Annotated in this window: 23 protein-coding genes and 1 riboswitch; of the genes, 6 read left to right on the top strand and 17 right to left on the bottom strand. The window is 70.9% G+C overall.

Going from position 1 to position 25,242, the window contains the following annotated elements; translation table 11 throughout:
* The first annotated feature begins 30 nt into the window (after window positions 1–30).
* Complete coding sequence (locus DMB66_RS38125; RefSeq protein ID WP_125809017.1) at window positions 31–1,959, top strand: ABC transporter ATP-binding protein; 1,929 nt, start codon at window positions 31–33, stop codon at window positions 1,957–1,959.
* A gap of 114 nt (window positions 1,960–2,073) precedes the next feature.
* Window positions 2,074–3,150, top strand: coding sequence for a hypothetical protein (locus DMB66_RS38120; RefSeq protein WP_125808992.1), 1,077 nt, complete (start codon window positions 2,074–2,076; stop codon window positions 3,148–3,150).
* Between the two features lie 70 nt (window positions 3,151–3,220).
* Here DMB66_RS38120 and DMB66_RS38115 read toward each other — a convergent pair whose 3' ends face one another.
* The 9 genes from DMB66_RS38115 to DMB66_RS38080 all read right to left on the bottom strand — a co-directional run bounded on the left by DMB66_RS38115 (window position 3,221) and on the right by DMB66_RS38080 (window position 13,834).
* The gene (locus DMB66_RS38115) at window positions 3,221–6,364 is read right to left on the bottom strand and encodes a Calx-beta domain-containing protein (RefSeq protein ID WP_158647506.1); all 3,144 of its coding nucleotides are present in this window, start codon (window positions 6,362–6,364) and stop codon (window positions 3,221–3,223) included.
* Between the two features lie 510 nt (window positions 6,365–6,874).
* Window positions 6,875–6,953, bottom strand: a riboswitch (cyclic di-GMP riboswitch).
* Window positions 6,954–7,256: 303 nt separating this feature from the next.
* Window positions 7,257–8,495 carry a hypothetical protein gene (locus DMB66_RS38110; protein WP_199752862.1) on the bottom strand — a complete coding sequence of 413 codons (1,239 nt, stop codon included), beginning with the start codon at window positions 8,493–8,495 and terminating at the stop codon, window positions 7,257–7,259.
* A gap of 28 nt (window positions 8,496–8,523) precedes the next feature.
* Entirely contained in the window at window positions 8,524–10,041 is a 1,518-nt protein-coding gene (locus tag DMB66_RS38105) for a sugar transferase (protein WP_125808990.1), read from the bottom strand.
* 442 nt (window positions 10,042–10,483) lie between these two features.
* A complete protein-coding gene (locus DMB66_RS38100; RefSeq protein WP_125808989.1) occupies window positions 10,484–10,699 on the bottom strand; it encodes a ferredoxin in 216 nt (71 codons plus the stop codon).
* The gene (locus tag DMB66_RS38095) at window positions 10,696–11,931 is read right to left on the bottom strand and encodes an NADH-ubiquinone oxidoreductase-F iron-sulfur binding region domain-containing protein (RefSeq protein ID WP_125808988.1); all 1,236 of its coding nucleotides are present in this window, start codon (window positions 11,929–11,931) and stop codon (window positions 10,696–10,698) included. The genes DMB66_RS38100 and DMB66_RS38095 overlap by 4 nt, the downstream gene beginning before the upstream one ends.
* Window positions 11,928–12,503: a ferric reductase-like transmembrane domain-containing protein gene (locus DMB66_RS38090; RefSeq protein WP_125808987.1), complete on the bottom strand. Its 576-nt coding sequence runs from the start codon at window positions 12,501–12,503 to the stop codon at window positions 11,928–11,930. Before DMB66_RS38090 ends, DMB66_RS38095 begins: the two co-directional genes overlap by 4 nt.
* Window positions 12,500–12,643, bottom strand: coding sequence for a hypothetical protein (locus tag DMB66_RS61645; RefSeq protein WP_158647505.1), 144 nt, complete (start codon window positions 12,641–12,643; stop codon window positions 12,500–12,502). Before DMB66_RS61645 ends, DMB66_RS38090 begins: the two co-directional genes overlap by 4 nt.
* Window positions 12,640–13,554 carry an FAD:protein FMN transferase gene (locus DMB66_RS38085; RefSeq protein WP_125808986.1) on the bottom strand — a complete coding sequence of 305 codons (915 nt, stop codon included), beginning with the start codon at window positions 13,552–13,554 and terminating at the stop codon, window positions 12,640–12,642. The genes DMB66_RS61645 and DMB66_RS38085 overlap by 4 nt, the downstream gene beginning before the upstream one ends.
* Window position 13,555: 1 nt before the next feature.
* Window positions 13,556–13,834 carry a hypothetical protein gene (locus tag DMB66_RS38080; RefSeq protein WP_125808985.1) on the bottom strand — a complete coding sequence of 93 codons (279 nt, stop codon included), beginning with the start codon at window positions 13,832–13,834 and terminating at the stop codon, window positions 13,556–13,558.
* A 334-nt stretch (window positions 13,835–14,168) separates the two neighbouring features.
* On the opposite strand from DMB66_RS38080, the gene DMB66_RS38075 reads away from it, so the two are divergent.
* A complete protein-coding gene (locus DMB66_RS38075) occupies window positions 14,169–15,032 on the top strand; it encodes a carboxylesterase (RefSeq protein WP_125808984.1) in 864 nt (287 codons plus the stop codon).
* Here the strand turns inward: DMB66_RS38075 and DMB66_RS38070 are convergent, their stop codons facing one another.
* The 6 genes from DMB66_RS38070 to DMB66_RS38045 all read right to left on the bottom strand — a co-directional run bounded on the left by DMB66_RS38070 (window position 15,033) and on the right by DMB66_RS38045 (window position 20,521).
* Window positions 15,033–15,650 carry a response regulator transcription factor gene (locus tag DMB66_RS38070; RefSeq protein ID WP_125808983.1) on the bottom strand — a complete coding sequence of 206 codons (618 nt, stop codon included), beginning with the start codon at window positions 15,648–15,650 and terminating at the stop codon, window positions 15,033–15,035.
* Entirely contained in the window at window positions 15,647–16,789 is a 1,143-nt protein-coding gene (locus DMB66_RS38065) for a sensor histidine kinase (RefSeq protein WP_125808982.1), read from the bottom strand. Before DMB66_RS38065 ends, DMB66_RS38070 begins: the two co-directional genes overlap by 4 nt.
* A complete protein-coding gene (locus tag DMB66_RS38060) occupies window positions 16,786–17,604 on the bottom strand; it encodes an ABC transporter permease (RefSeq protein WP_125808981.1) in 819 nt (272 codons plus the stop codon). Before DMB66_RS38060 ends, DMB66_RS38065 begins: the two co-directional genes overlap by 4 nt.
* Window positions 17,601–18,437 (bottom strand): ABC transporter ATP-binding protein, encoded by an 837-nt coding sequence (locus tag DMB66_RS38055; protein ID WP_125808980.1) that lies wholly within the window; start codon window positions 18,435–18,437, stop codon window positions 17,601–17,603. The genes DMB66_RS38060 and DMB66_RS38055 overlap by 4 nt, the downstream gene beginning before the upstream one ends.
* Window positions 18,438–18,597: 160 nt before the next feature.
* Window positions 18,598–19,365: an ABC transporter permease gene (locus DMB66_RS38050; protein WP_125808979.1), complete on the bottom strand. Its 768-nt coding sequence runs from the start codon at window positions 19,363–19,365 to the stop codon at window positions 18,598–18,600.
* Between the two features lie 241 nt (window positions 19,366–19,606).
* Window positions 19,607–20,521 (bottom strand): ABC transporter ATP-binding protein, encoded by a 915-nt coding sequence (locus DMB66_RS38045; protein WP_125808978.1) that lies wholly within the window; start codon window positions 20,519–20,521, stop codon window positions 19,607–19,609.
* 839 nt (window positions 20,522–21,360) lie between these two features.
* Here DMB66_RS38045 and rnhA point away from each other — a divergent pair.
* A complete protein-coding gene (gene rnhA, locus DMB66_RS38040) occupies window positions 21,361–21,822 on the top strand; it encodes a ribonuclease HI (RefSeq protein WP_125808977.1) in 462 nt (153 codons plus the stop codon).
* Between the two features lie 15 nt (window positions 21,823–21,837).
* On the opposite strand, the gene DMB66_RS38035 is transcribed toward rnhA, so the two are convergent.
* Entirely contained in the window at window positions 21,838–22,029 is a 192-nt protein-coding gene (locus DMB66_RS38035; RefSeq protein ID WP_125808976.1) for a hypothetical protein, read from the bottom strand.
* 440 nt (window positions 22,030–22,469) lie between these two features.
* Between DMB66_RS38035 and DMB66_RS38030 the strand changes: the two genes are divergently transcribed.
* On the top strand, window positions 22,470–24,014 hold the full coding sequence (locus tag DMB66_RS38030) for a multicopper oxidase family protein (protein ID WP_125808975.1): 1,545 nt from the start codon (window positions 22,470–22,472) through the stop codon (window positions 24,012–24,014).
* 56 nt (window positions 24,015–24,070) lie between these two features.
* Here DMB66_RS38030 and DMB66_RS38025 read toward each other — a convergent pair whose 3' ends face one another.
* Window positions 24,071–24,502, bottom strand: a complete 432-nt coding sequence (locus DMB66_RS38025) for a MarR family winged helix-turn-helix transcriptional regulator (RefSeq protein ID WP_233625130.1) — start codon at window positions 24,500–24,502, stop codon at window positions 24,071–24,073.
* A gap of 52 nt (window positions 24,503–24,554) precedes the next feature.
* On the opposite strand from DMB66_RS38025, the gene DMB66_RS38020 reads away from it, so the two are divergent.
* Window positions 24,555–25,160: a TIGR03086 family metal-binding protein gene (locus DMB66_RS38020; RefSeq protein WP_125808973.1), complete on the top strand. Its 606-nt coding sequence runs from the start codon at window positions 24,555–24,557 to the stop codon at window positions 25,158–25,160.
* The last annotated feature ends 82 nt before the right edge of the window (window positions 25,161–25,242 follow it).

The following is a 25,242-nucleotide window of genomic DNA, read 5'->3' as shown; positions in this document are numbered from 1 at the left end:
GCGCCTGAGCGTCGGCCCGCCGGGCCGCCGATGGGTGGTGGCCCCGCCGCCCGCATGATGGCCGGCGGCATGCCGACCGAGAAACTGCGGGATTTCAAGGGCTCCAGCAAGCGGCTGCTGGGCATGCTGCGCCCGCAACGGGTGCTGGTCGGCGTGGTGCTGCTGCTCGGCGCGGCCAGCGTGACCCTGTCGGTCGTCGCTCCCTACCTGCTCGGCCACGCCACCGACATCATCTTCGACGGCATCATCGGCAAGGGCCTGCCCGCCGGGGTCAGCAAGGCGGAGCTCGTCGAGCAGCTGCGCGCCGAGGGCGAGACGAACCGGGCCAGCATGCTGGCGTCCATGGACATCGTCCCCGGCCAGGGCGTCGACTTCAACCGGCTCGGGCACGTGCTGCTCTGGGTGCTGGTGCTCTATCTGGCCGCGTGGATCTTCGGGGTGTTCCAGGGCCGGCTGACCGCCACGGCGGTGCAGGCCGTCGCCTCCCGGCTGCGCGGGCAGGTCGAGGAGAAGCTGGCCCGGCTGCCGCTGTCGTACTTCGACCAGCAGGCGCGCGGCGAGGTGCTGAGCCGGGCGACCAACGACACCGACAACATCGCGCAGACGCTGCAGCAGACGTTCAGCCAGCTCGTCACGAGCCTGCTGACCATCGTGGGCGTGCTGGCGATGATGTTCTGGATCTCACCGCTGCTGGCGCTGATCGCGCTCATCACCGTACCGGTGTCGGTGCTGGTCACGACCAGGATCGGCAAGCGGTCGCAGCCGCAGTTCGTCGCCCAGTGGGCGACGACCGGCCGGCTCAACGGCCACATCGAGGAGATGTTCACCGGCCACTCGCTGGTCAAGGTCTTCGGCCGCGAGGGCGAGGCCGCCGAGACGTTCCGGGAGCACAACGACAAGCTGTACGTCTCCAGCTTCCGCGCGCAGTTCATCTCGGGCCTGATCCAGCCGGCGATGATGTTCATCAGCAACGTGAACTACGTGCTGGTCGCGGTCGCCGGCGGCCTGCGGGTCGCCTCCGGCTCGCTGTCGCTGGGCGACGTGCAGGCGTTCATCCAGTATTCGCGGCAGTTCAGCCAGCCGCTGACCCAGGTGGCCAGCATGGCGAACCTGGTGCAGTCCGGGGTGGCGTCCGCGGAGCGGGTCTTCGCGCTGCTGGACGCCGAGGAGCAGTCGCCCGATCCGGCCGGCCCGGTGCTCGGTGACAAGGTCCAGGGCCGGATCGCCTTCGAGGACGTGTCGTTCCGCTACCTGCCGGACAAGCCGCTCATCGACAACCTGTCGCTGGTGGTGGAGCCCGGGCAGACGGTGGCGATCGTCGGCCCGACCGGCGCCGGCAAGACCACGCTGGTCAACCTGCTGATGCGCTTCTACGACGTGACCAGCGGCCGGATCACCATCGACGGGGTCGACATCGCGGTCATGCCGCGCGAGGAACTGCGCGAGCACATCGGCATGGTCCTGCAGGACACCTGGCTGTTCGGCGGCACGATCTACGACAACATCGCGTACGGGGCCGATCACCCCACCCCGGAGTCGGTGGCGGAGGCCGCCTCGGCCGCGCACGTGGACCGGTTCGTGCGGTCGCTGCCGGACGGCATGGAGACGGTGATCGACGAGGAGGGCTCGAACGTGTCGGCGGGCGAGAAGCAGCTGATCACGATCGCCCGGGCGTTCCTGGCCGAGCCGAGCATCCTGATCCTGGACGAGGCGACCAGTTCGGTCGACACCCGCACGGAGGTGCTGATCCAGCGCGCGATGAACACGCTGCGGGTGGGCCGCACGTCGTTCGTGATCGCCCACCGGCTCTCCACGATCCGCGACGCGGACGTGATCCTGGTGATGGAGGACGGCGCGATCGTCGAGCACGGCACGCACGACGACCTGATCGCGGCGGACGGCGCCTACGCCCGGCTGTATTCGGCGCAGTTCGCTGAGGCGGCCGTCGAGGTCGAATAGCCGGCCGGATCGACTCCGGCCCGGCCTTTTCTCAGGTCCGGGCCGGATTCGTCCGAAAGATGCGGCGACGTCACCCCACTCCGGGTGGCGCGTTGCTGATGGGGGAGGCCGCCGGTGCGCAAGATCCATCAGCTCGGGATGACGGCGGTCGTGACGCCCACCTTGCTCCTCTCGGCGCCCCCGGCGGTGGCCGAACCGGCCGAGCCGGACCGGACGTTCGCGGTGACCGCCGGACATTCCTACACGATCAACACCTGGTACCAGGCCGGTTCGGCGGTTCGGGCGATCGCGTACGCGTACAGCGCGGCCCATGGGTGGCGCAAGTGGTTCACCGGTGCGCCGTACGGGCCGGCGACGACCTGGGCGCGGCTGGAGGCTACGACGCCGGCCGTACCGGCCGGCACCGAACAGCTGCGGGTGGACTTCGGCGCGGGCGCCGCGACCCAGGAGGTGACGCTGGACGACGCGACGGCGTTGCTGGCCCGGCCGGATGCGCGGCCGCGGGCCTACCGGCCGGCGCTGGGCCGCACCTCCGGGCTGGTGACCAACGGGTACGCGTACAGCAATCCGAAGCGCCGCGACGCGGTGCTCTCGGCGGTGTGGGAGGTGACTTCCGGCTCGCTGTTCGCGGTGCACGGCACCGGATACACCGGCAAGATCGACGACGGCTCCCCCGGCCCCCGCTCCACGGATTCCACCGGCTCGGCGGTCTTCCGGATGAACACCCGGCGCGCCGACTTCGCCAACGTCAAGGTGGCGTTCGACCTGAACATCGCGGCCCAGACGGCCACCTCGTACACCCCGGCGGTCAGCTACGACGGTGTGCACATCTGGCTGCGCCACAAGACCCAGTACGAGCTGTACGCCGCCAGCGTGGCCCGCCGGGACGGCAAGATCCTGATCAAGAAGAAGTGCCCGGGTGGGCCGAGCAACGGTGGCACCTACCACCTGCTCGGCGCCGAGGCCCCCGGGACCCCGATCGTCCGGGGCAAATGGCGACGGGTGGCCGCGACGGTGCAGAACAATCCCAGTGGTTCGGTGACCATTGTGATCTTCGTGGACGGCCGGGCGATCATCAGCGCGGTGGACCCGGGCATCGGCTGCGGACCCATCACGGCAGCGGCCACCGTCGGCATCCGCGGGGACAACACCCGGTTCCGCTTCGACGACTTCACGGTCACCCGGCTCTGACAACACACCAGGGGCGGCCCGTCGGGCCGCCCCTGGCTATGTCGTTCCGGAAGCTATGTCGTTCCGGAAATTACCTGACCCTGACGGTCCTGGTGTACGAGGAGTATCCGGTGAGGATTCCCCGCGAACCGATACCCACGATGTAGGCCTTGTAGGTGTAGGACCTGCCGGACGCCAGACCCGTGAGGGTCTTCGTGAACGTACCGGTCGCGGTCAGCCGGCCGGAGCCGACCAGGGTGAGGCGGCCGCCGGCGTTGACGCGGAAGACTCGGGCCTCGAGGCCGCGGATCTTCGGGTCACCGGTGACGGTGAGCTTGACAGTGCGCCTGCCGGTGGAGGTGGCCGCGATGTCCGGGTCCTCCCGGATGGAGACCTTGACCGCCGCCGAGGACAGATCGTTCGCCTTGGCCATGAAGTACATACCGTGGGTGGTCATCGCCGGGTTGAAGGCGAAGGCCCCCGAGGAACTGGCCGTGGTCTGGGTGATCTTGGCGTAGTCACCCTCGTCGGAGTCGGCGTTCCGACCCCACAGCTCGACGGTCGCACCGGCGGCGGCCTTGCCGGAGAGGCTGGCGTTACCGGCACCGAGCCGGAAGGAGGCCAGCGACTTCAGCGTCGGAGCGTCGTCGTCCGGCACGGTCGTTCCGGTGTTGGCCTTGATGATGGCTTCGCCGGAGGCCTTTCCGACAGTGGCGCCGGCCGGACCGGGCGTACCGAGCTTGACGAAGAAGTTCTCGTTGGCCTCGGTCAGGTTGTCGCTCTTGATCGGAACGTTGATCGTCTTCGACAGGGTGCCGCCCGGGATCGTGAGCGTGCCCTTCGTCTCGGTGTAGTCCGCAGGCTCCACGGCGCTACCGTCGACGGTGTAGTAGGGAATCGACACGGTCTGAGTGGTCGACGTCGCGTCGTTGTCGCTCGTGAAGGTCAGGTTGACCGCGATGTCGACGGACTGCTCGTTCTCACCGATCGAGACATCCTCGATCGACGCCGACGGCGGCAGATCCAGTGTGTCGTCGGCGATCTTGACGGCTGCGGTCGAGGTGGCGAAGCCCTTGAGCGACGACGTCGCCTCGCTCGCCGTGAACGTGAACGTCTCGGTCGCCTCGTCGATGTTGTCGTTCTTCAGCGCGAACGCGAGCGGCACGAAACTGACCGGCGCGTCCGTGAGCAGCCCCGTGAATCCCGCGGGAATCGTGATCGGGGTCGCGAGGGCAGTCGGGCTGGTGAAGTCGACGCCGCCCGACGTCGCCGGGTTGTCTCCGCTGCCGGCAGCCGCGAAGCCGATCTTGTACTCGTACTGCGAGGCACCGACGACGGTCCCGGTCACGTCCACGGTCCCGCCTTCCGGACCGCTGAACTGCCCGAAGGTGAGCTTCGGCGTGGCGTCGTCATTGCCGATCGTCACCCGTGCCGTGCTTACGGTGTCCGGCGAACTGTTGTCGACCTCGGCCGGCGGGGTGAAGTCAACGGTGAACGACTCCTCCCGCTCATAGACCTCGTCGCCGTTGACCGGTACGTCGAGGTATCCGACGGTCTCGCCGGCCTTGATGGTCACGGTCGTGCTGAGCTGGTTGTAGTCGTTGCTGCCCGTCGTCGAGGCGGCGTCGACGGCGCTGCCGTCGTTGAAGCCGGCGACGAAGATCGCATCCGCCATGGCCGGGCCACTCAACTTGACCGGGATCCGCGCCAGGGCCGTTCCGGAGTTGCCCTCCTGAACCGCCACATCCTCGGTCGTCCAGGTCGGCGGGTCGTCGTCGTCGGTGATGGTGAACGGGACCTCGCCGATGTCCGTAGCGTTGGCAACCCCGCTCGGGTCGGTCACCACCAGCTTGAAGGTCTCGTGCGGTTCGTCGATCCGATCGGCCTTGATGACGACCGGAATCGACACCGCGGCGGCGCCCGCGGCGGGAACCGTGATACTTCCGGCAGTCCCGACGTAGTCTGTGCCGTTCTTGGCAGTGACATCGACGAAGGTGTAGTTCAGCGTCGTCGGCAGGTCCCCGTCATCGAACTTGACGAAGATCTTCTTGTCGGTGGTGCCGTCATCCCCTTCGGCGAACGTACTGGTGTTGAACGGCCCGTCGTTGACGGTGCTCCACAAGACCGCCTGGCCGTCTTCGTCGTCAGTGATCAGGCCGTTCGCGGTCGACGGCGTGCCGAGCGTGGCATTGTCCGGATCACTGAGCGTGACCCTGACGTTCTCCGGGCCCTCGAAACCGGTAACGACCGGCGGCCCCACCGCCGGCACCGGGTGCACCGGGACCGGGATCATGACATTGGTGGTCTTGGCATACGCCGGAACCGCCACGTTGTCCGGGCCGTTGACCCAGGTGATGTCCGTGGCCACCGTCGCCGCAGCGGCGCTGCTCGTGGCCACACCCACTGCAGTGAGCTGGGCTTCCACTCCCAGCTCTGATGGATTGCTCAGCGTGAGCGGGAAGGTCAGTCGCCCACCCTCCTTGGCCGTCGCCGCATCGCCGACGCTGATCGTCGGCACCGCGTCGTCGTCCTTGATGCCGATCTCCACGGAGCTCTGGGCGTTGAACACGTCACCGCCGAGCGTCGTCCGGCTCGCGTCCTCCTCGACGGTGAAGGTCTGGGTGTCCACCTCGTCGGAGGTGTCGTCCCAGAGCTGCACCGTGGTGGTGCCGACGGTCTGATCCGCCGGGATGACGATTGTCGCGGTGGACGACAACGCCGTGTAGTCCCGGTTCGCCCCGCCCGTGGAGATCGCCGTGCCAGAGGTGGTCTTCACCGGAATGACGACATCGTAAGGCTGCGGGTTCGTCGAGGTGGCGGTGATGGTCACCGACTTCTGGACGCCGCCGGTCGCCGTCTCCGGAACCGTCGTCGCCCCGCTGAGGACGATCTCGTTGGTCGACGGGCTCTCAAAGATCGTGCCCGAGCCAGTCGAGGCGTTTTGGCCCGAGGTCGCTGCGATCAGCCGGAAGGTTTCGGACGCTGTGGCGTCACCGTCGACGAGCGACTGAACCGTCACCGTCACGGCGTTGGTGCCACCAGCAACCGTGCCGGGGAAGGTGTACGAGGTGAGGCTGGGCGTGGCGGTGAAGTCGGTGCCGCTTGTCGCGGCGGCGACGGCGCCCTCGTTGTTGGCCGCCACGAAGGTGACAGCCCCCGAGGAACCGGAACCGCCGTAGGTCACCGTGAAGGACGCCTTTCCGCCCTCCCAGGTCGTGGCGTCCGTGACTGTCAAGTCAGGGACGGCTGTCGGGCTGTCATAAATCGTGCCCGTTCCGTCTGCGGTGTCGGTTGTTGTGTCAGTGGCCCTGAGAAGGAAGGTCTCGGCATCGTCGGCGACTCCATCGGCGCTCGTCTGCACCGTCACCGTCAGCGTGTTGGCGGCACCACCGCCGCCGGGGAAGATGTGGGAGACGGGGCTGGACGAAAAAGGAGCGAAATCCGCGTTCGCCGTAGTGCCGTTGACCGGAGCGAAGTTGATGAGCCCCGAGTTGGCGGCGCCAGTGTAGGTCACCGTGAAGGACGCCTTCCCGCCCTCCCAGATCTCGGCGCTCGAGATGGTTAGGTCGTCAGCGGGTGTCGCTTGGGCGGGCGAGGCGACCATGACCGCCGGCACGAGGCCGAAGCTTCCGGCGACGGCAACTGACAGAGCGGTCCGCAGCCTTCTGGGTATGCGGCGCCTGGGCGGGACGGAGCCGCGCGGAGCCGCGTGGGCTGGTGGAAAGCGCATTTTCTTCCTATCTCCTTCGGCGGCTGGGCGACCTCCGCGGGGGAGGCCCCTGGCTTTGCGTCCCCGCCTCGCGACGGGTTTGCCTGTTCGGGCACCGCACCTGAGGGCGGTTCGGCTACCGGATTGAACCGGCATTGGCGGCGCTGGCCTCGGTCGAAAGATGAGACTTGAGGCCGCGCCTTCCGTAATGTAACCGCCTCAATACTCACTTACCGGTGGAATGCATCTTTTAGCCAAAATTCGCCCGAAGCCGGGTATGTGTCCCCGCGAGGAGACATCTCGACCACCACAGCTAGCCATCAGTAACTTCCGCCCCATGGCCGGGCACCATCACGGCCCACTGAGAACGGTCTTGCGCCATTTCCGGGCACTACTCGAACATGCCACCATAAGCTCTCTAAAAGCGGAAAAACCCCCAAAAGGCCGATCCCGAGCTTATTTCCGCCCGCACCGAGTTTTTGACCCCGCCGCGGCGGGCGACCGGCAGCCAGCTGAGCAGCACGATCAGCGCCAGCGCCGCCAGCAGAGGCAGCCGCCAGACCCGATTCACCCCGGGCGGCAGCGGCGCCGGCTGCGCGGCCACCCACGGCCGCGCGGTCTTCGACCACGCCAGAAAGGCATCACCGATCGGGAGTACGCCCACCGCATAGCGTTTGGACCACGGCGTCGACACCGGTACGCCGATCAGCTCCCCGTAGTTGGCCAGCGCCCCGGCCAGCCGCCCGTCGCCCTGCACGGCCGCCGCCCCCAGGGTCACGGTCGTCGCGGACAGGCTCACGCCGAGCGGCAGCGGGCCCGAGTCGACGTCGGCCGGGCCGTCGGTGCCCACGGGATATTCGCGCACCGCCGGCCCCAGGCGCAGCGGCCGCACCACGAACAGCGCGCGGAAACGCTGGTACTGCGACCGGGCGAACGCCGGGTCGACGTCGACGAGGAAGCGCTGGATGATGCTCTGCGACGTGCCCCGGGCCACCGACGTGGGTGCGCCCGACACCGGATCGACGGTGTGCGGCAGCAGCCCGGTCGCCGGGTCGAGCCGCTGCCGGGCCCCCGCCAGCCAGCGGCCGACCGTGCCGGCGTACCGGGGCGGCAGGAGCTTGTCGTGCAGGCGCAGCGAGGCCACCGCGACCGTCGAGTCGACCGGCCAGGCCTGGCCCGGATAGGCCGCCAGGTACGGCGTCGGCGCCGCGTCGAAGGCCGTGGCCAGCGCTGCGGAGGCCGACTCGAACTCCCGCCGCAGCGCCGGATCCGGCCCCAGCGACAGCACGCCGCCGCGAAGCCAGTTGGTCCAGCCCTGGTAGAAGACGCCGTAGGCGGGCGCGAGACCGGCGTCGAACGGCTCGCGGCCGGCCGGGGACTCCAGCCGGGCCAGCGCCCAGCGGGCCTCGCGCGCGTCCTCGGCCGGGTCGGCGGCGGTGCGGCCGAGGTCGACGTGGGCGAGGCCGTAGAGCGCGTGCAGGAAGAAATAGCCCTCCGGGAACAGCTGCTGGGCGTCCTGCGCGGCGCCGTCGTCGAGCTGCGCGCGCAGGAACGTCAGCTGACCTCGTACCCCCGTGGTGTCCTGCGGGGTGACCAGGCGCCAGGCCGCCACCAGGGCGATCAGGGTGACCAGGACCGCGGCTGTCCGGCGAGGCATGGCGCGAGCCTAGGCGGCTCGCGCCAGCTCAATAGGCTCCGGAGCCGCGCAGGACCGCCGTCGCGGTGCGCATCAGGATCACCAGATCGACGGTGAGCGACCAGTTCTCCACATACCGCAGGTCCAGCCGGATGGAATCCTCCCAGGAGAGGTCCGACCGCCCGCTCACCTGCCACAACCCCGTCATGCCAGGCTTGACCACCAGCCGCCGGCGCATGTCCTGCGGATATTGCTCGACCTCGCTGAGCAGCGGCGGGCGCGGGCCCACCAGCGACATCTCGCCCAGCAGGACGTTGATCAGCTGGGGCAGCTCGTCGAGTGAATACCGGCGCAGGATCCGCCCGGCGCGGGTCACCCGCGGATCCGCCCGGATCTTGAACAGCACCCCGGCGTGCTCGTTCTGCTGGCGCATCGCCTCGAGGTGCGCCTCCGCGTCGGTGTGCATGGTGCGGAATTTGTACATCCGGAACGACTCGCCGCCGCGGCCCGCCCGGGCCTGCCGGAAGAACACCGGGCCGCGGGTGTCCAGCCGGATGACCACGGCGATCGCCAGGAACACCGGCCCGAGCAGCGCCAGCAGCAGCGCCGCCACCGAGATGTCGAACATGGATTTGATCAGGCGGCGGCCACCGGAGAGCCGCGGGTGCTCGATGTGCATCATCGGCAGTCCGTCGACCGGGCGCACCGTGACGCGGTCGCCGGCGGTGTCGACCAGCGCCGACGAGACGATCAGGTCGATGTCGTCACGCTCCAGCTCCCAGGCCAGCCGGCGCAGCATCGGGCCGTCCAGCTCCGGGCAGGAGAGCACCATCACGGTGTCGGCGCCCGCGGCGGCGGCGGAATTCGCCGCCGCGCCCAGCTCGCCGAACACCGGCACGTCGACCGTGCGCGCCGCGTCGGCGAGCTGCCCCGCCGGCAGGCAGGCACCGACGACCTGAAACCCGTGGTATGTGCTGCGGTGCAGCTGACTGGTCATCTGCGCGACGGCGGAGGCGTGCCCGAGCGCGAGCACCCGGTGCATGCACGCGCCGCGCCGGCGGGACCGGTGCAGCACCTTGCGCAGCACGAAGCGGCCGGCCAGCGAGAGCACCGTGGTCAGCACCAGAGCGATCAGCAGATAGCCCCGGGCGATATCCGCGTTGGCCACGTAGGAGGCCAGCGCCATGCACAGGGTCAGCCGCACCCCGGCCCGCAGCACCCGTTGATATTCCTCGCCGCCGACGAACAGCACCCGCCGCTCGTAGGCGTGCGTCAGCCCCAGCAGGCCCACCCAGACGAACGGGATGAGCGCCGAGAACAGCAGATACCAGTCCGCGTACGGCGCGCCCTGGAACCGCAGCACGTAGGCGGCCAGGGTGGCCAGCACCGTCGCGCCGAAGTCGACGGCGAGCAGCAGCTTGACGTAGCGCGCCTCCCACATCCAGCGGTCGGCATGGCCGCGCCCATCGGGGGCACCGAGATCCCAGTCGGTGACCGGCGAATGCGCTGCCGTTGTCGGAATCGGTCCTGTCGCGGCGTCGTCCGCCGTTGTTTCCGTCGTTGTCACGACGCCCCTGCCTCTAGTGAGACCCCACGCCCACTCGGCAATTTCATGCACACCACTTACGACGCACCCCACCGTTTGGCCTCACGACAACAAAGCGCGAGGACACTCCGGCGGTGAACGCTAGACGACGGTCAAGGGAATGCCGAACCCGGTGGCGGGTCGCGGCCTCTGGACCAGGGTGAACCCCGCTCCACATCGGACAAGCTAGCAGGCGCACCGAGCGCTCCGTCAAGGGAAGAACGACCCCGGCCGGCGTCGGTTTCCGGACATGGGAGAACCGGATTCTCCGATGGTCCGGCCACGGCGTCGCACAGTAACATGGCGCGCCCGAACGGCGCGCCAAGAGCGATCGGGGACAATGGTGATCCACCGGGCCGAGACCGAAATAGATCACGCCCCGACCATTCCGCGATGGCACGGAGGGATCGGGGCGCGAGGCGGTTCAGCGCTGGACGAGCCGCAGTGCCAGGGCCGGGCACCGGTCGACGGCCCGCCGGGCGGAGGCCTGCAGCTGACGCGGCACCGCGGGCTCCGCCTCCCCGGTACGGGCCACCGGATAGCCCCAGTCGTCCTCGACCAGCAGCTCGGGCAGCAGCTCGGCGCAGAGGCCGCGACCGTCGCAGGCCGTCCAATCCACGTGCAGCCGGGTGGTGCTCATCGCCGTACCCCCTGGTGTGCGGAATCGACGGCCAGGCAGCGGCCCGCCAGGTGCGCGGCCACGTCCGCGTCGAAGGCGCTCATCGCGCTGATGATCATGCGGGCGGTGCCGTCCGGGTGCCGGCAGGCGCCCCGGCCGGTGACCAGCGCGGCGAGCCGGCGCACCTCGGCCGGCAGGCCGGCCCGCGCCCGGTGGTGGGCCAGGTCGCCCAGGGTGCCGGCCAGCCGCGGCAGGCCGTTGACGCACGGCCCACATTGCCCGGCGACCTCCCCGGCCAGGTAGCCGGCGATCCGGGCCGTCTCGGCCAGGCCGCAGGCGTGCCTGGGCAGGGCGAGCACGATGCCCGCGCCCGGTGACGCCCCGAACGGCGCCAGCGCCGCCCGGCTCACCTCCAGCTCCGGCCGGGCCGGGACCCAGCCGCCGTGGTAGCCGCCGAGAAGCACCGCCTGCAACGGCGACGTGGGGCCGCCGGCCGCGTCGACGAGGTCACCGAGCCGGACGCCGTACCCCGCCTCGATCACGCCGGGCGCGTCCACCGCGCCGCCGACGGTCGCCAGAAAGGTGCCCGGTTCGTCGTGGGTGCCCGCGGCGCGGAACCAGGCGGGGCCGTGCCGGGCGATCAGCGCGAGGTGGGCCAGCGTCTCGACGTTCTGCACCAGGGTCGGCGCCCCGCCCACCCCGGACTCGGTGATCCGCAGCAGCTTGTCGGCGGGCACGGCCGGCCGGCCGGAGACCGCGGCGACCACCGCCGACTCCTCCCCCGCGACGAAGGCCTCCGGCGCGACGGTCACGGTGACCGCCACCGGATCCAGGCCGGCCCCGCGCCGTGCGGCCAGCGCCGCCTGGACGCCGTCGGCCGAGGCCGCGGCGACATAGAGATGCGCGGTACGCGCGCCGAGCGCGGCGGCCACGAGTTGCAGGCCGTCCAGGACGAGATGCGGCTGGTACGCCAGCAGCGCACGGTCCTTGCCGCTGGCCGGCTCCCCCTCGGAGCCGTTCGCCACGACCACCGGCGTGCCCGGGGCCCGCAGCACCGCCTCGATCTTGCGCCAGGTGGGGAAGCCAGCGCCACCGCGGCCGGTCAGCCCCGCGGCGCGCAGCGACTCGACGAGCCGGCCGGCGTCCAGGACCGGCGGGCGGCCGTGGCGGCGCAGGTGGGTGTCGAGCCGGCCGTCGTTGGGACCCGCGAGCAGCCGCAGCTGCACCTGGGCCGGGGCGTCCACGGTGGTCACCGGGCCTCCTCGAGGATGCGGACCCGGCGCGGGGCGCGGGCGGGGAAACGGGCGAACGAGGGCGTGACCCGCCAGGCGACGGCAGCGACGACCAGGGCGGCGCAGAGCGCCAGGACCGTTCGCAGCCACCAGGTGCTGCTGTCGGTGCCGGTCTGCCAGCCGTGCAGCAGCGCGATGGGCCAGCACAGGTAGGCCAGCCAGTGCACGATCCGCCAGGTACGGGCGCCGAGGCGGTGCCGCAGCAGGCTGGTGGCGATCAACGCGAGCATCAGGTCGAAGGCGAGCGTGCCCAGCCCGAGCCAGAACGGCCGGTACTGCCCCACGAACGGCACCACCAGGTCGAAGAAGCGCAGCTGCGCGTACGGGTCGAAGTAGAGGCTGACCACGTGCCCGGCCAACAGCACGACGGCCAGCAGCGCGGCGTTGCGGTGCAGCATGTTGACGGCGAAGCGGGGCAGGCCGAAGGCCGTCCGGCCGGACCGGGCGCCGATGCCCAGCGCGACCACGACCGACAGCAGCACGAGCGAGACGACGCCGGTGCCCCGGCCGAAGTACCACAGCGCGTCGGTCATCTCGTGCCCTCCTCATCCGGTGCGGCTGGGTGCCGCTCGGTGCAGGCGGTCATGCTGTGCGGGCTGGGCATACCCTCCTGGCCCTCGCCGGCGAGGCCGGCGTTCGGTGCGGCCGGGTGCCGCTCGGTGCAGGCGGTCATGAGGGCCACCCGCCCAGCCGGAGCACGTCGAGGTCGGTGGTGACCAGCCGGGCGGGCACGCCGTCGAGCAGGTCCGGCGCCGCGTGGCCGCGCACGACGGCGGCTGTGCTCAGCGTGTTGGCCCGCAGGCACGAGTACGCCGCGACGGAGACCGTCCGCCACACCCGCGGCGCGGGCCGGCCCGTCCTCGGGTCGAGGATGTGGTGCAGCAGCTCGCCGGCGCGGCCCCAGGTCCGGCCCACGGTGCTGGAGGTGGCGAGCGCGGCGCCGGCCGGCAGCCGTACCGTGCAGCGCGGGTCGCCCGGCCGGTCCTGCACCAGCACCCGCCAGCCGCCGGCCGGCGCCGGCCCGGCGGTCGCGATGTCGCCGCCCAGCGCCACCAGCACGCCGACGCCGAGGCGCGCGGCGACCAGCAGGGCGGCCCGGTCGGCGGCGACGGCCTTGGCGGTCGCGCCGAGGTCCAGCAGGACGCCGTCGGGCACGGTCAGCTCGCGGTCGTGCAGCCGCACCGACCGCCAGTCCGGGGCGGCGAAGATCCGCACGGCCGGGGCGACCTCGCGCCCGGTGATGGCGGCGAAGTCGCGGTCATAGCCCAGCCCGCACAGCGCCGCCCCGATGGTGGGGTCGACGTCGCCGCCGGTCTGCCGGGCGGCTTCGAGGGCGGCACCGACCAGGTCGGCGAGCAGCGGGCTGACCGTCACCGGGCGGCCGCCGGCCCGGCAGGCCACGGCCAGCTCGGAGTCGGCCCGGAACCGGCTGCACGCCGCGTCGACGGCGGCGAGCTCGGCCGCGACGATGGCGGTGGCCTCGGCCAGCAGCGCCGGGTCGGTCACCACGATCCGGGCCACGGTGCCCCAGACGGACCACTGGGCGGTGTCCGCCCGCACCGGGAGGGTCTCGATCAGCGGCATGTCACGACCCTCCCGAGGTGGCCTGGCCGGAGTCGGAGCTGCTGGTGTCGTCGCTGTCGCTGGAGAGCGTCGGCGAGTCCGTGGTGGTCGAGCCGCTGTCGGTGGTGGCGCTGTCGGTGGTCGTCGAGCTGTCGGTCGTCGAGCTGTCGGTCGTGGTGGCGGTGTCGGTGGACTCCGCGGCACGGGCCGCGATCCCCACCGCGAGTGTCCCGGCGAGGCTGGCCGCGACCAGCGCCCCGGTGATCGCCGTGGTGCGGCGTAGTCCCTTGTCCCGGTCCATCGGATCGTCCCTCTCATTTGTTGACGACTCAATGAATGTGTCCTGCCGACCTCTCCCCGGCCTGTGGCGCTACTGAGCGGTTCCTGTGAACCTTCTTCTGTGCGCCTTCTTCCTGCGCACCGTCTTCCTGTACGTCTTCTTCCGGGCGTCTTCTTCCCGGGCGTCTTCTTCCTGGCGCCTTCTTCCTGGCGCCTTCTTCCTGTGCACCGATGACACGGCCAAGGGTCGATCAGGTTCCCGGGCCGGGCTTTACCGTCAGGTGACGTATGGCTGCCCGCCGCCGTCCAGGCCTACGTTGAGACCGCAGAGCGGCCCTCGACGAAGGAGCAAACCCATGTCCGAGCACCCCGCGACCGCCATCCCGGCACCCACCCTGGAAGACATCGCCGAGGTCAACGCGACCGGGCTGACCCCGGTCGTCTTCATCCATGGTCTGTGGCTGCTGCCCAGCAGCTGGGATCGGTGGGCCGAGGTCTTCAAGGCTGCCGGCTACGCCCCGATCACCCCCGGCTGGCCGGACGACCCGGAGACCGTGGCGGAGGCCAACGCGCACCCCGAGGTCTTCGCCAACAAGACGGTCGGCCAGGTCGCCGACCACTACGCCGAGATCATCGGCAGGCTCGACAAGCGGCCCGCCGTGATCGGCCACTCGTTCGGCGGCCTGCTCGCGATGATCCTCGCCGGGCGGGGACTGTCGGCGGCGACCGTGGCGATCGACGCGGCCCCGTTCCGCGGCGTGCTGCCGCTGCCGATCTCGTCGCTGCGCTCCGCGGCGCCAGTGCTGACCAACCCCGCGAACCGGCACAAGGCCGTGCCGCTGACCTACGAGCAATTCCGGTACGCGTTCGCGAACGCGGTCAGCGAGCAGGAGGCGCACGAGCTGTACGAGACCTACTGCGTACCGGCTCCGGGCGCCCCGCTGTTCCAGGCCGCGGCGGCGAACCTGAACCCGTGGACCGAGGTGAAGGTGGACACGGAGAATCCGGACCGGGGCGCACTGATGATCATCTCCGGCGAGCGGGACCACACCGTGCCGCGCTCGATCTCCGACGCCGCCTACAAGCAGCAGCTCAAGAACCCCGGCGTCACCGAGTTCGCCGAGATCCCCGGCCGCGGGCACTCGCTCACCATCGACAACGGCTGGCTCGAGGTCGCGCAGACCTCACTGGCCTTCGTGGAACGCTGCACCGAGCGCTGATCACAGCAGGCCGTTGCTCATCGCCCGGGTGACCGCGGCGGTGCGGTCGGCCACGTCCAGCTTCGCGAAGGCGCGCAGCAGATGCGTCTTGACCGTCGCCTCGGCGATGTAGAGCTCGCGGCCGATGTCGGCATTGGTCAGTCCCCGTGCCACCAGGCGCAACACCTGCGCCTCCCGGGCGGAGAGCGCCGGCGGCGCGGGGCTGCGGACCTGCCGGACCAGGGTGGAAGCCACGCTGGGCGCGAGCACGGTCTCGCCGCGGGCCGCCGCCCGGACGCCCTCGGCCAGCTCCGCCGGCGAGGCGTCCTTGAGGAGATAGCCGCCGGCGCCGGCCTCGATCGCGCGCAGGATGTCGCGATCGGATTCGTACGTCGTCAGCACCATCACCCGCGCCCCCGGCACCGTCGCCACGATCCGCGCGGTCGCCTCGACACCGTCGCCACCGGGCATCCGCAGATCCATCAGCACGATGTCCGGCCGCAGCTCGGCGGCGAGCGCCACCCCCTCGGGCCCGGACGACGCCTCGCCGACGACGGTCAGATCGGGCTCGGCCTCGAGCATGCCGCGGATGCCGTGACGCACCACAGGATGGTCGTCGACCAGGATCAACCGGATCACGCCGGCACCTCCACCTCGATGAGAGTGCCCGTCTGCGGGTCACTGTGCACGGTCAGCGTGCCGTTCACCTGCTCGGCCCGGGAGCGCATGCCGGGTACGCCGAAGCCGGGCGCGGTCGCCGCGTCGAACCCCCGGCCGTCGTCGCGCACCACGAGCCGCACACTGTCCGCGGCGAAGGCGAGCAGCACCGCGACCTCGTGCGCTTCCGCGTGCCGCCGTACGTTGGTCAGCGCCTCCTGCGCCGCCCGGAGCAGCACGACCTCCACGACGGTCGGCAGCGACCGGGTGTCTCCGGTGAGCCGGCAGGTCGCCGGGATGCCGGTCTCCTCGGTGAAGCGGGACACCTGCCGGCGTACCGCGTCGGGCAGCGAGCCGGCCGCCAGCGCGGCCGGCGCCAGCGCCGCGACCAGGGCCCGCGACTCGGCCAGGTTTTCCCGGGCGGTCCGCACGGCCAGCGCGAGCCGCTCGTCGGCGAGCGCCGGATCGGCGGCCTGCAGCAGCGTGATGATGCTGGTGAAGCCCTGCGCGAGGGTGTCGTGGATCTCGCCGGCCAGCCGGGCCCGCTCGGCGGCGACCCCGGCCTCGTGCGACAGCCGGGCGACCTCGGCGCGGCTGCTCTCCAGCTCGGTGATCAGGGTGGCCCGCTCCTTGCTCTGCTCGACCACCTGGTGGATCCACACCCCGAGCCAGACGGCGGCGACCGCGGTCAACACGAAGATCGGGCCGGTATGCGTGACGAACCGCCAGTCGCCGCCGCGCAGGAAGCCGGTCGCCAGCGGCAACACGTTCGCGACGACGACCGCGACCACGGCCGGCCGGATCTCGAGAACCAGGAAGATCAGCGGGCAGAGCGCGAAGAGCAGATAGCAGACCGTGCCGACCGCCGCCGAGCCGACGGCGAAGACCACCAGCACGATGACGACGAACGGGAGCCCGGCCCGCCCGCGCCGGCCCCAGCAGCCGTAGAGCACGGCGATCACCACGACCGAGCCGACGGCGACGGCGCGGCTCACGGCGGCGGTCTCGGACTGGGCCAGCACCGCCGCCACCACCCCGAGGGCGACGACGGCGTACAAGGTCGTCCAGGCCCGGGAGTACCGCTCGATGGGCTCCCCCGGGCCGGGTGACAGCATCATCATGCGTCGCGGGTGTTCGTCCAACGGAAGGTCGACAGACACAGCACTGATCCGATCACACACCAGGCCAGCAGCACCAAGGCGATCCGGCCGTGCTCCCAGGCGCCGCCGGCCTCGAGCCCGGCCGCGGTGTCCGGCAGGAACACCGACCGGAAGCCCTGCGCCATCCACTTGACCGGGAAGACCGACGCCACAGTGATCATCCAGTCGGGCAGCTGGGTGATCGGATGGATGAACACCCCGGAGATGAACTGCAGGGCGACCACCGGCACATTGAGCACGGCCCCGGCCGTACGCGCCGAGCGGACCAGCGCGCTGGCGGCGATGCCGAGCAGCCCGCAGGCGACGACCGAGAGCACCAGCAGCCAGCCGAAGGTGAACCAGCGCCCGGCGTCGGCCGGCAGCGGCAGATCGAAGAAGACGACCCCGGCCGTCAGCAGCACCACGACCTCCGCGACGGTCAGCACGGCGACCAAGATGAGCTTGCCGAGGAAGTACGCGGTGGCGGTGACCGGCGTGCCCCGCAGGCGCTTGAGCGTGCCGTCCTCCCGGTCGGTGGCGATGCCGACCCCCATGGTGATGAAGGCGGTCGAGACGATCCCGTACGCGATCATGCTGGCCGAGAAGACCTGCGCGGCGCTCAGCCCCGGCTGGTCGTAGTCGTCGCCGAAGATCGAGCCGAACAGCAGGAGCAGCAGGGCGGGAAAGAGAAAACTGAAGGTCAGCGCGGTGCGGTCGCGGAAGAACTGCAGGATCTCCACCTTGCCCAGGCTGAGTCCCATCCGGGCGGTCGAGGGAAGTGCTGCGGCGGTCGTCATCGCTGCTCTCCGATCAGTGCCAGGTAGGTGTCCTCGAGACTGGGCCGGGTGACCGTGAGGCCGGGCAGGTCGTCGCCCGCGGCGGTGAGCTTGGCGATCAGCGCGACGGGGTCGGCGGTCTGCTCGGACTCATGCCCTGCCGGGCCGGTCCAGCTGACCGTCGCGCCAGCACCGGCGCGCCCGCCGAGAGTGGCCGGGGTGCCCTCGGCCACCAGCACACCGTCGGCGATGACGGCCAGCCGGTCGGCGAGCGCCTCGGCCTCGTCGAGATAGTGGGTGGTCAGCAGGATCGTGGTGCCCTCGGCGGCGAGCGCCCGGACCAGCTGCCAGAACTGCCGCCGGGCATGCGGGTCGAACCCGGTGGTGGGCTCGTCGAGAAAGACGATCTCGGGCCGCCCGACGATGCCGAGCGCGACGTCCAGGCGGCGGCGCTGACCGCCGGAGAGCGCGCGAACCTTGGACTTGACCTTGTCACCGAGCCCGACCAGCTCGATGACCTCGGCGACGGCCCGCGGCCGCGGATAGAGGCTCGCGATGTGCCGAACGGTCTCGGCGACGGTGAGGTCGGCAGCGTCGGTGGCCGACTGCAGCACGATGCCGATCCGGGCGCGCCAGGCCCGCCCGCCGACGGCCGGATCCTGGCCGAGAACCCGCACGTCGCCGGAGTCCCGGCGGCGATGCCCTTCGAGAATCTCGACGGTGGTGGTCTTGCCGGCGCCGTTGGGCCCGAGCAGGGCGAAGACCTCGCCGTGCGGAACGGAGAGATCGATACCCGAAACCGCGGAACGGGAGCCGTAGGTCTTGCGAAGTCCGCGTACCTCGATGGCTGTCATGCGGACAAGCCTGTCGAACAAGGCAGGCCATCCGGGACGACCGCCCGGCTGTCACCCCGTGTCCACCGATCGACGGACAGCCGTCGCTGCTGGGCGACGCCCATTCCCAGCCGTCACCACAAGGCGGCGGTCACTCCCAGGTTTCGCTGCTGGGCGGCGGTCACTCCCAGCGGAACTTGCGGGCGGCGCCGGTGAGCGCCACCGCGGCCCAGAGGGTGAGGCTGAGCCAGCTGCTCGCCGGCACGCTCGTGCCGGCGGTCAGGGCATGACGCAGTGCGTCGGCATGCGCGGCGAGCGGAAGCAGGAAGCTCCCGGCCGGGCCGAGATCGGGGGCGGCGAACATGATGCCGCCCGCGGCGAGCATGAGCACATAGATCAGGGTCGCCGCGGCGGTGGTCGTCTCGGGCCGCAGCATGCTGGCGAGCAGCAGGGCGAGGCCGCAGTAGGCGGCAGTGGCGAGCACGGTCACGCCGACCGCGGGCAGGATCTGGGAGAGCTCCGGCCGCCAGCCGACCACGACACCGACCAGGGCGAGCGCGAGCACCTGCAACGCGACCAGGCAGCCGATGGCTGCGGTCTTGGAGAAGAGCAGCCCGGGACGGGTCAGCGGGGAGGCGCCGAGACGCTTCAGGACGCCGTAGCTGCGCTCATAGCCGGTGGTGATCGCCTGGCCGGTGAAGGCCGTCGACATGACCGTCAGGGCAAGCACACCCGGAACGACGAAACCCAGCCGGTCGTCGCCGGGCACGTTGGTGGCATGGGTCAGGCCCGCACCGAGCAAAACCAACAGGGGTACGCCCATGGCGAGCACAACGGCCTCGCCGCGGCGGGCGGTGAGCAGCAACTCCATGCGCACCTGCTGGCGCAGGATGGCCCGCATCGGCGCCCGCCCGGGCGCGGGCGTGAACGTGCCGGTCTTGGTGATCATCGCGCAGCTCCTGGCTTCATCGCGCAGCCCCGGCTGTCAGAGCGCAGCCCTCTGAGAGTGACTCCGGTCATCGCGCAGCCCCGGCAGTCAGAGCGCAGCCCTCCGAGGGGTGACTCCGGTCATCGCGCAGCTCCCGGCTTCATCGCGCAGGCCCGGCAGTCAGAGCGCAGCTCCCCGAGAGTGGCTCTGGTCATCGGGCGACGCCGGCGGTCAGGGCGAGGCTCCCCGAGAGTGGCTCTGTTCATCGGGCGGCGCCGGCGGTCAGGGCGAGGTAGACGTCTTCCAGCGTTCGGCGGCGGGTGTTCACCGCAGTGACCTGGGCGCCGGCCGTGGCGAACCAGCCGAGCACCAGGGCGATGGCCTCGGTGTCGAGGGCGCCGGCGATCGCATACTCGCCGGGTTTGTCCTCGGTGACCTTGGCATCCAGGCGGGCGGCGAGGCCGGCGACCGGCAGGGCGGGATCCGCGCGGATCTGAAGCAGGTCGATCCCCGCGGCGGCCGTGAGCTCCGCCGGCGTGCCGGTCGCGGCGACCACGCCGTTGTCCATGATCACCACGTGGTCGGCCAGGCTCTCGGCCTCGTCGAGCAGGTGCGTGGTGAGCAGGACGGAAACGCCGTCGGCGCGCAGGCTTTCGACAAGCTCCCAGGTGGTCTGCCGGGCGCCGACGTCCATGCCCGCGGTGGGCTCGTCGAGGAAGACCAGCTCGGGCCGGCCGACGAGCGCGATGGCCAGCGAGAGCCGCTGCTGCTCACCGCCGGACAGCCGGCGGAACGTGGTCTTGGCGAACTTCCGGAGCCCGAGACGGTCAAGCAACATGTCGGCGTCGAGGGGACTCGCGGCAAAGGAGGCGAAAAGGCGCAGAATGTCGCCCGCGGTAGCCCAGGGATAGACCCCGCCGGACTGCAACATGATGCCGAGCCGCGGCATCAGATCGTCGTGATCGGCGACAGGATCGAGCCCGAGCACCCGGACACTGCCGGCGTCCGGCCCCCGAAATCCCTCACAAACCTGCAGCAAACTGGTCTTACCGGCGCCATTGTTTCCGAGCAGGGCCAGGATCGCACCACGAGGCACGGTCAGCGAAACCCCGTCGACAGCAACGACATCGCCGTACTTGACGACGACATCCTGCACCTCGACGGCGGTCTCACGCATGCCGAAACTGTACTGGCTGGCCGGTCCACGACTTCGGCGCGTCCACACCGGTGTGGCCCACGCCGCGCTCATCCCGATCCGACGAAAGCCGCCACCCGCCCGGCCCAGAACCCACCAGCCGCAAAGTCGCAGGTCGCCGAGCCGCTGACGAGGAGCGGAATGTGAAAGTTTCCGGGCGGTTTTGCGCAGCGCCGGCGATTCGCTAGGCTGAACTTGGGAGCGCTCCCACCGCTCTCGGGCAATGCGGGGGCAGGCCGCCGGTCCGGTACCGGTTCCCCCCGGCAAGCCTGCGGCGTCACGCAGGCACCGGATTGGCGGCCTGACGCTCACTCGACGCGCTGGGAGGCTCCCGTTTCGCTACGACCGTCCGGCGCATCGTCTGCGCGGGCGGTCATTTCGGACCCGTGCCCGACCAGACGGTCGGTGCCCGGAGATGATCGACCCGCACAGGCCTAGAACGCCGACGCTCGCTGGCCGCCGCGTGGCCCAGCCCAACCCGACCCGACGCGACGCGGCCCAGCCCGACGCGACGCGGCCCGACGCGACGCGACGCGGCACGGCACGGCACGGCACGGCCCGACGCGACGCGGCCCAGCCCGACGCGGTCCAGCCCGACGCGACGCGGCACAGCCCGACGACGCCCGGCCCAGCCCGGCGCGGGCCCAGCCCAGCTACGCACGGCCCAGTGCGGCCCAGCCCAGCCCAGCTACGCACGGCCCAGTGCGGCCCAGCCCAGCCCAGCGACGCGCGGCCCGGCGCGACCCAACCGGAGCGGCCGCGCCGCAGGCGGCGAGGCCTACGGCGCAGTGGGCTGCGCGCTGGTCGGTAGGGTGCTCCGCATGACTGGCTCGGCCACTACGGTAGAGATCTACACCGACGGCGCTTGTATCCCCAATCCCGGCCCTGGCGGCTGGGGTGCCGTGCTGCGCTGGGGCACCAGCGAGAAGGACCTCTGCGGCGGCGAGGCCTCCTCCACGACGAACAACCGGATGGAGCTCATGGCTCCCATCCAGGCGCTGGAGAGCTTGACCCGCGCGCCGCTGGCGGTGCTGCTTTACACCGACAGCATCTACGTGCGCGACGGCATCACGAAGTGGCTGCCGCGCTGGAAGGCGAACGGCTGGCAGACCTCGGCGAAGCAGCCGGTCAAGAACGTCGACCTGTGGCAGCGCCTCGAGGCGGCAGTGAGCCGGCACGATGTGCAGTGGCATTGGGTCAAGGGCCATGCCGGCCACCCGGAGAACGAGCGCGCCGATCGGCTCGCCGCGCGCGGGCTGCAGGAGGCCGTCGCCGCCGGCTAAAGACCCGGGGAACCCCTACGTGCGGATCCCGATCCGGATCCACGCCCCGGCCAGCACGATGGCCAGGTGTCCGAGAATCGGCTCGCCCGCCGCTGGCCCATCGTTGTGATCCGCCTCCTCGCCGTGGTCGTTCTGCTCCAGGTTCTGACCCAAGCCGCCCTGGCCGGCGGCTTCGTCACCGGCGATGTCGGCCTGCTGGGCCTGCACTCCGCGAACGCCATACTGCTGACCCTGACCTCGGCTGCCCTGGTGCCGGCGGCGATCCTGCTCGTCCGCCCCGGCCGCGGCCCGTGGTGGCCGATCGTGGTCAGCGTCGCGCTGTGGTCGGCGGTCGTGTTCCAGGTCGGCCTGGGCTTCTCCCGCCAAGTGGGCCCGCACATCCCGGTGGGCATGGCCATCATGGGCCTCACTGCCGCTTTCACCTGGTGGGCCTTCAGCTACCGTCCCGCCCGCCGTCAACCCGCTCCGCCGCCAGCGCCATCCCCGGCGACAGCCCCACCCGCGATGGCACCATCGGCGCAACCCCCAGCGACAGCCCCACCTGCGATGGCACCATCAGCGCAACCCCCAGCAACAGCCTCGCCTGCGATAGCGCCCGCCTCAGCTGCGACAAACGCGGCCGCACCTCGGATCTCGGGCCGGCAGGCGTGAGGACCGGCCCGAATCTCGCCGCCGGCCGGCTGTCGCGGCGCGGGCTGCTTGCCCTGGCCGGCGCCACCGGCACGGCCGCATTCACCGGCTGCGGCAGGCCCGCCGACGGCCCCGGCACCGGCTCCCTGTTGACCAGCGCGCTCGCCCTTCCGGAACGATTTCGCACCCCGCTGCCGATCCCGCCAGTCGCGAAGCCGCTGCTGCGCAACTCCGCCGGTGACCACATCACCCTCACCCAGCGGGTCGCCGACGCCCACCTGCTGCCCGGTCACACCACCCGCATCTGGGGTTACGACGGCATCTTTCCCGGGCCGACCCTCCGGGCCCGGCGTGGCCGTCCGCTGACTGTCACGATCCGCAATGAGTTGCCCGTGCCGACCTCCACCCATCTGCACGGTGGTGTCACGCCGCCCGACTCGGACGGGTTTCCGCTGGACCTCACCATTCCGGCCGGCTATTCGCCCGCGCCGCCGCACATGCACGGCGCCGGCGCCCGGGTGCATGAGGTCAGCCGCGACTACCGGTATCCGATGGAGCAGCGGGCCGCGACGCTCTGGTATCACGACCATCGCATGGACTTCACCGGACCGCAGGTCTGGCGAGGACTGGCCGGAATGATGATCGTCTCGGACGACGAGGAGGACGCCCTGCCGCTGCCGCGGGGCGAGCGCGACCTGCCGCTGCTGATCTGCGACCGGGCCTTCGAGGCCGACGGCTCGCTGCGCTATCCGATGCGGGACATGTCGATGGAGTCGCCCGGCGCGCGGGGGGCCTTCGAGTCCGGGCTGTTCGGCGACGTCATCCTGGTCAACGGCGCCGCCTGGCCGCGGCACGAGGTCGCCGCCGTCCGATACCGGCTGCGGCTGGTGAACGGGTCGAACGCCCGGCGGTATCGGCTCTCGCTGACGCCGGCCGCCGAACTGGTGCAGATCGGCAGCGACGACGGCCTGCTCGCCGCGCCCGTCAGCCATCAAGGGATCATCCTGTCGCCCGGTGAACGGTGCGACATGGTGGTCGACTTTTCCGCCTTCCCCGTCGGCAGTGAGGTGACGTTGGTCAACACCTTCGGCACCGGCGTCACCCGGGACGTCATGCGCTTCGCCGTCACCCGTACCGCCGAGGATGACACCCGGATCCCGGCCCGGCTCGCCGATCTGCCCGTGCTGACCAAGGCCGACGCCGTCGAGACACGGCAGTTCGACTTCCGCTTCAGCGGCAGCCGCTGGACGATCAACAGCCAGTCCTACGACCCCGCGGGCTCGCTCGCCGCGCCGCGCCTCGGCACTGTCGAGCTGTGGCGGTTTACCAGCGACTTCCACCATCCGGTGCATGTGCACCTCGGGCACTTCCAGGTGCTGTCGCGAAGCGGGCGCGACCCCGAACCGTGGGAATCCGGCTGGAAGGACACGGTGGACGTACGACCGTATGAGGCGGTGGAGGTGCTGGTGAAATTCGAGGGCCATCGCGGTCGCTTCATGCTGCACTGCCACAACCTTGAGCACGAGGACATGGCGATGATGGCGAACTTCGACGTCGTTTGAAAGCACCTGGCCCCCCGTTCCGTGTGGATCCGGTTTAGCAGGGCGCACCGACACAATCAGTCCGGCTCGGGGCTCAGCCGCTGGAGAACCCGCAGGAAGACGCGCTTATCTGCCAACGTCAGCTCGCTCAGCAAGCGCTCCTCGGCGAGGCGGATGTCGGCCCGCACGGAGACGTACAACTGCCGCCCGGCCGGCGTCAGCCGCAGTAGCCGTACCCGTCGGTCCTCGGGGTCCGGCTCGCGCTCGATCAGAGCGCGTTCCTGCAGTTCGTCGAGGGTCCCGATGATCCGGGTCTTGTCCGCGCCGATGGCGCGGGCGAGCGCCGCCTGAGTGCGCATCGGCTCGTCGGCCAGGGCGCTGAGCACGGCGTATCCCCACATCGACACGTCGTGCGCGGCCAGCGCGGGCCGCTCCGCCGCGATCAGCGCGCGGCCGAGCCGCACCACCAGCGCGCCGAGGTCGGGGCGGTCACGATCCGAATCGGGCACGGCCGAAAACATACCCCTTGACATATCGTGTGCTCACGCAGATCGTAAGCACATGCATACTGTTGACCTCCTCGCGAGCCATGCACGAGCCGTCCGAGCGACCGTCCCCCTCGTCGCGCGGGTCCTCCCGCCGGACTTGTCCTTGCCGACACCATGCGCGGAATGGGACCTCGGCCACCTGCTCGCCCACATGACCGCCCAGCACCGGGGTTTCGCGGCGGCAGCCGCGGGTCGCGGCGGCGACCTCGACATCTGGCGGCCCCAGGCGCTGGGCGACGACCCCGGCCGGGAGTACGCGCAGGCAGCCGAGTCGGTCATCGCCGCCTTCGCCGAACCAGATGTGCTCGACCGGGACCTCCTGCTGCCCGAGATCACCTCAACGCCCATCCCCGGCCGGCTCGTGATCGGCTTCCATCTCGTCGACTATGTGGTGCACGGCTGGGACGTCGCCCGCACGCTCGGCATCCCGTACGAGCTGCCACCGGACGTGCTCGCCGTGGCCCTGCCCATCGCCGAGGCCGTGCCCGACGGGGAGACCCGCCTGACGCCGGACGCGGCCTTCGCACCGCGCCTACCGGACCCCGGCGAAGATCCGTTGGACCGCATCCTCGCCCTGCTCGGGCGGGATCCGGGCAAGAATGTCGTACCGCGCCGCTAGCGTCCCTGACCATGAATCCACGGGTAGCAAGCATCGGCATCATCCACCCCGGCTCTGCGCTGCGCGCGCCGGCCGGCAGACA

Source organism: Actinoplanes sp. ATCC 53533, assembly GCF_003947245.1.
This window is presented reverse-complemented; position numbering and strand designations above follow the sequence as displayed.

Excerpts from the sequence above, each read along its gene's own strand:
- rnhA (WP_125808977.1), top strand. The coding sequence starts at position 21,361 with ATGACTGGCTCGGCCACTACGGTAGAGATCTACACCGACGGCGCTTGT.
- DMB66_RS61645 (WP_158647505.1), bottom strand. The coding sequence starts at position 12,643 with ATGACCGCCTGCACCGAGCGGCACCCGGCCGCACCGAACGCCGGCCTC.
- DMB66_RS38065 (WP_125808982.1), bottom strand. The coding sequence starts at position 16,789 with ATGATGATGCTGTCACCCGGCCCGGGGGAGCCCATCGAGCGGTACTCC.
- DMB66_RS38055 (WP_125808980.1), bottom strand. The coding sequence starts at position 18,437 with ATGACAGCCATCGAGGTACGCGGACTTCGCAAGACCTACGGCTCCCGT.
- DMB66_RS38125 (WP_125809017.1), top strand. The coding sequence starts at position 31 with ATGGGTGGTGGCCCCGCCGCCCGCATGATGGCCGGCGGCATGCCGACC.
- DMB66_RS38085 (WP_125808986.1), bottom strand. The coding sequence starts at position 13,554 with ATGCCGCTGATCGAGACCCTCCCGGTGCGGGCGGACACCGCCCAGTGG.
- DMB66_RS38080 (WP_125808985.1), bottom strand. The coding sequence starts at position 13,834 with ATGGACCGGGACAAGGGACTACGCCGCACCACGGCGATCACCGGGGCG.
- DMB66_RS38050 (WP_125808979.1), bottom strand. The coding sequence starts at position 19,365 with ATGATCACCAAGACCGGCACGTTCACGCCCGCGCCCGGGCGGGCGCCG.
- DMB66_RS38045 (WP_125808978.1), bottom strand. The coding sequence starts at position 20,521 with ATGCGTGAGACCGCCGTCGAGGTGCAGGATGTCGTCGTCAAGTACGGC.
- DMB66_RS38060 (WP_125808981.1), bottom strand. The coding sequence starts at position 17,604 with ATGACGACCGCCGCAGCACTTCCCTCGACCGCCCGGATGGGACTCAGC.
- DMB66_RS38020 (WP_125808973.1), top strand. The coding sequence starts at position 24,555 with ATGCATACTGTTGACCTCCTCGCGAGCCATGCACGAGCCGTCCGAGCG.
- DMB66_RS38100 (WP_125808989.1), bottom strand. The coding sequence starts at position 10,699 with ATGAGCACCACCCGGCTGCACGTGGATTGGACGGCCTGCGACGGTCGC.
- DMB66_RS38110 (WP_199752862.1), bottom strand. The coding sequence starts at position 8,495 with ATGCCTCGCCGGACAGCCGCGGTCCTGGTCACCCTGATCGCCCTGGTG.
- DMB66_RS38090 (WP_125808987.1), bottom strand. The coding sequence starts at position 12,503 with ATGACCGACGCGCTGTGGTACTTCGGCCGGGGCACCGGCGTCGTCTCG.
- DMB66_RS38075 (WP_125808984.1), top strand. The coding sequence starts at position 14,169 with ATGTCCGAGCACCCCGCGACCGCCATCCCGGCACCCACCCTGGAAGAC.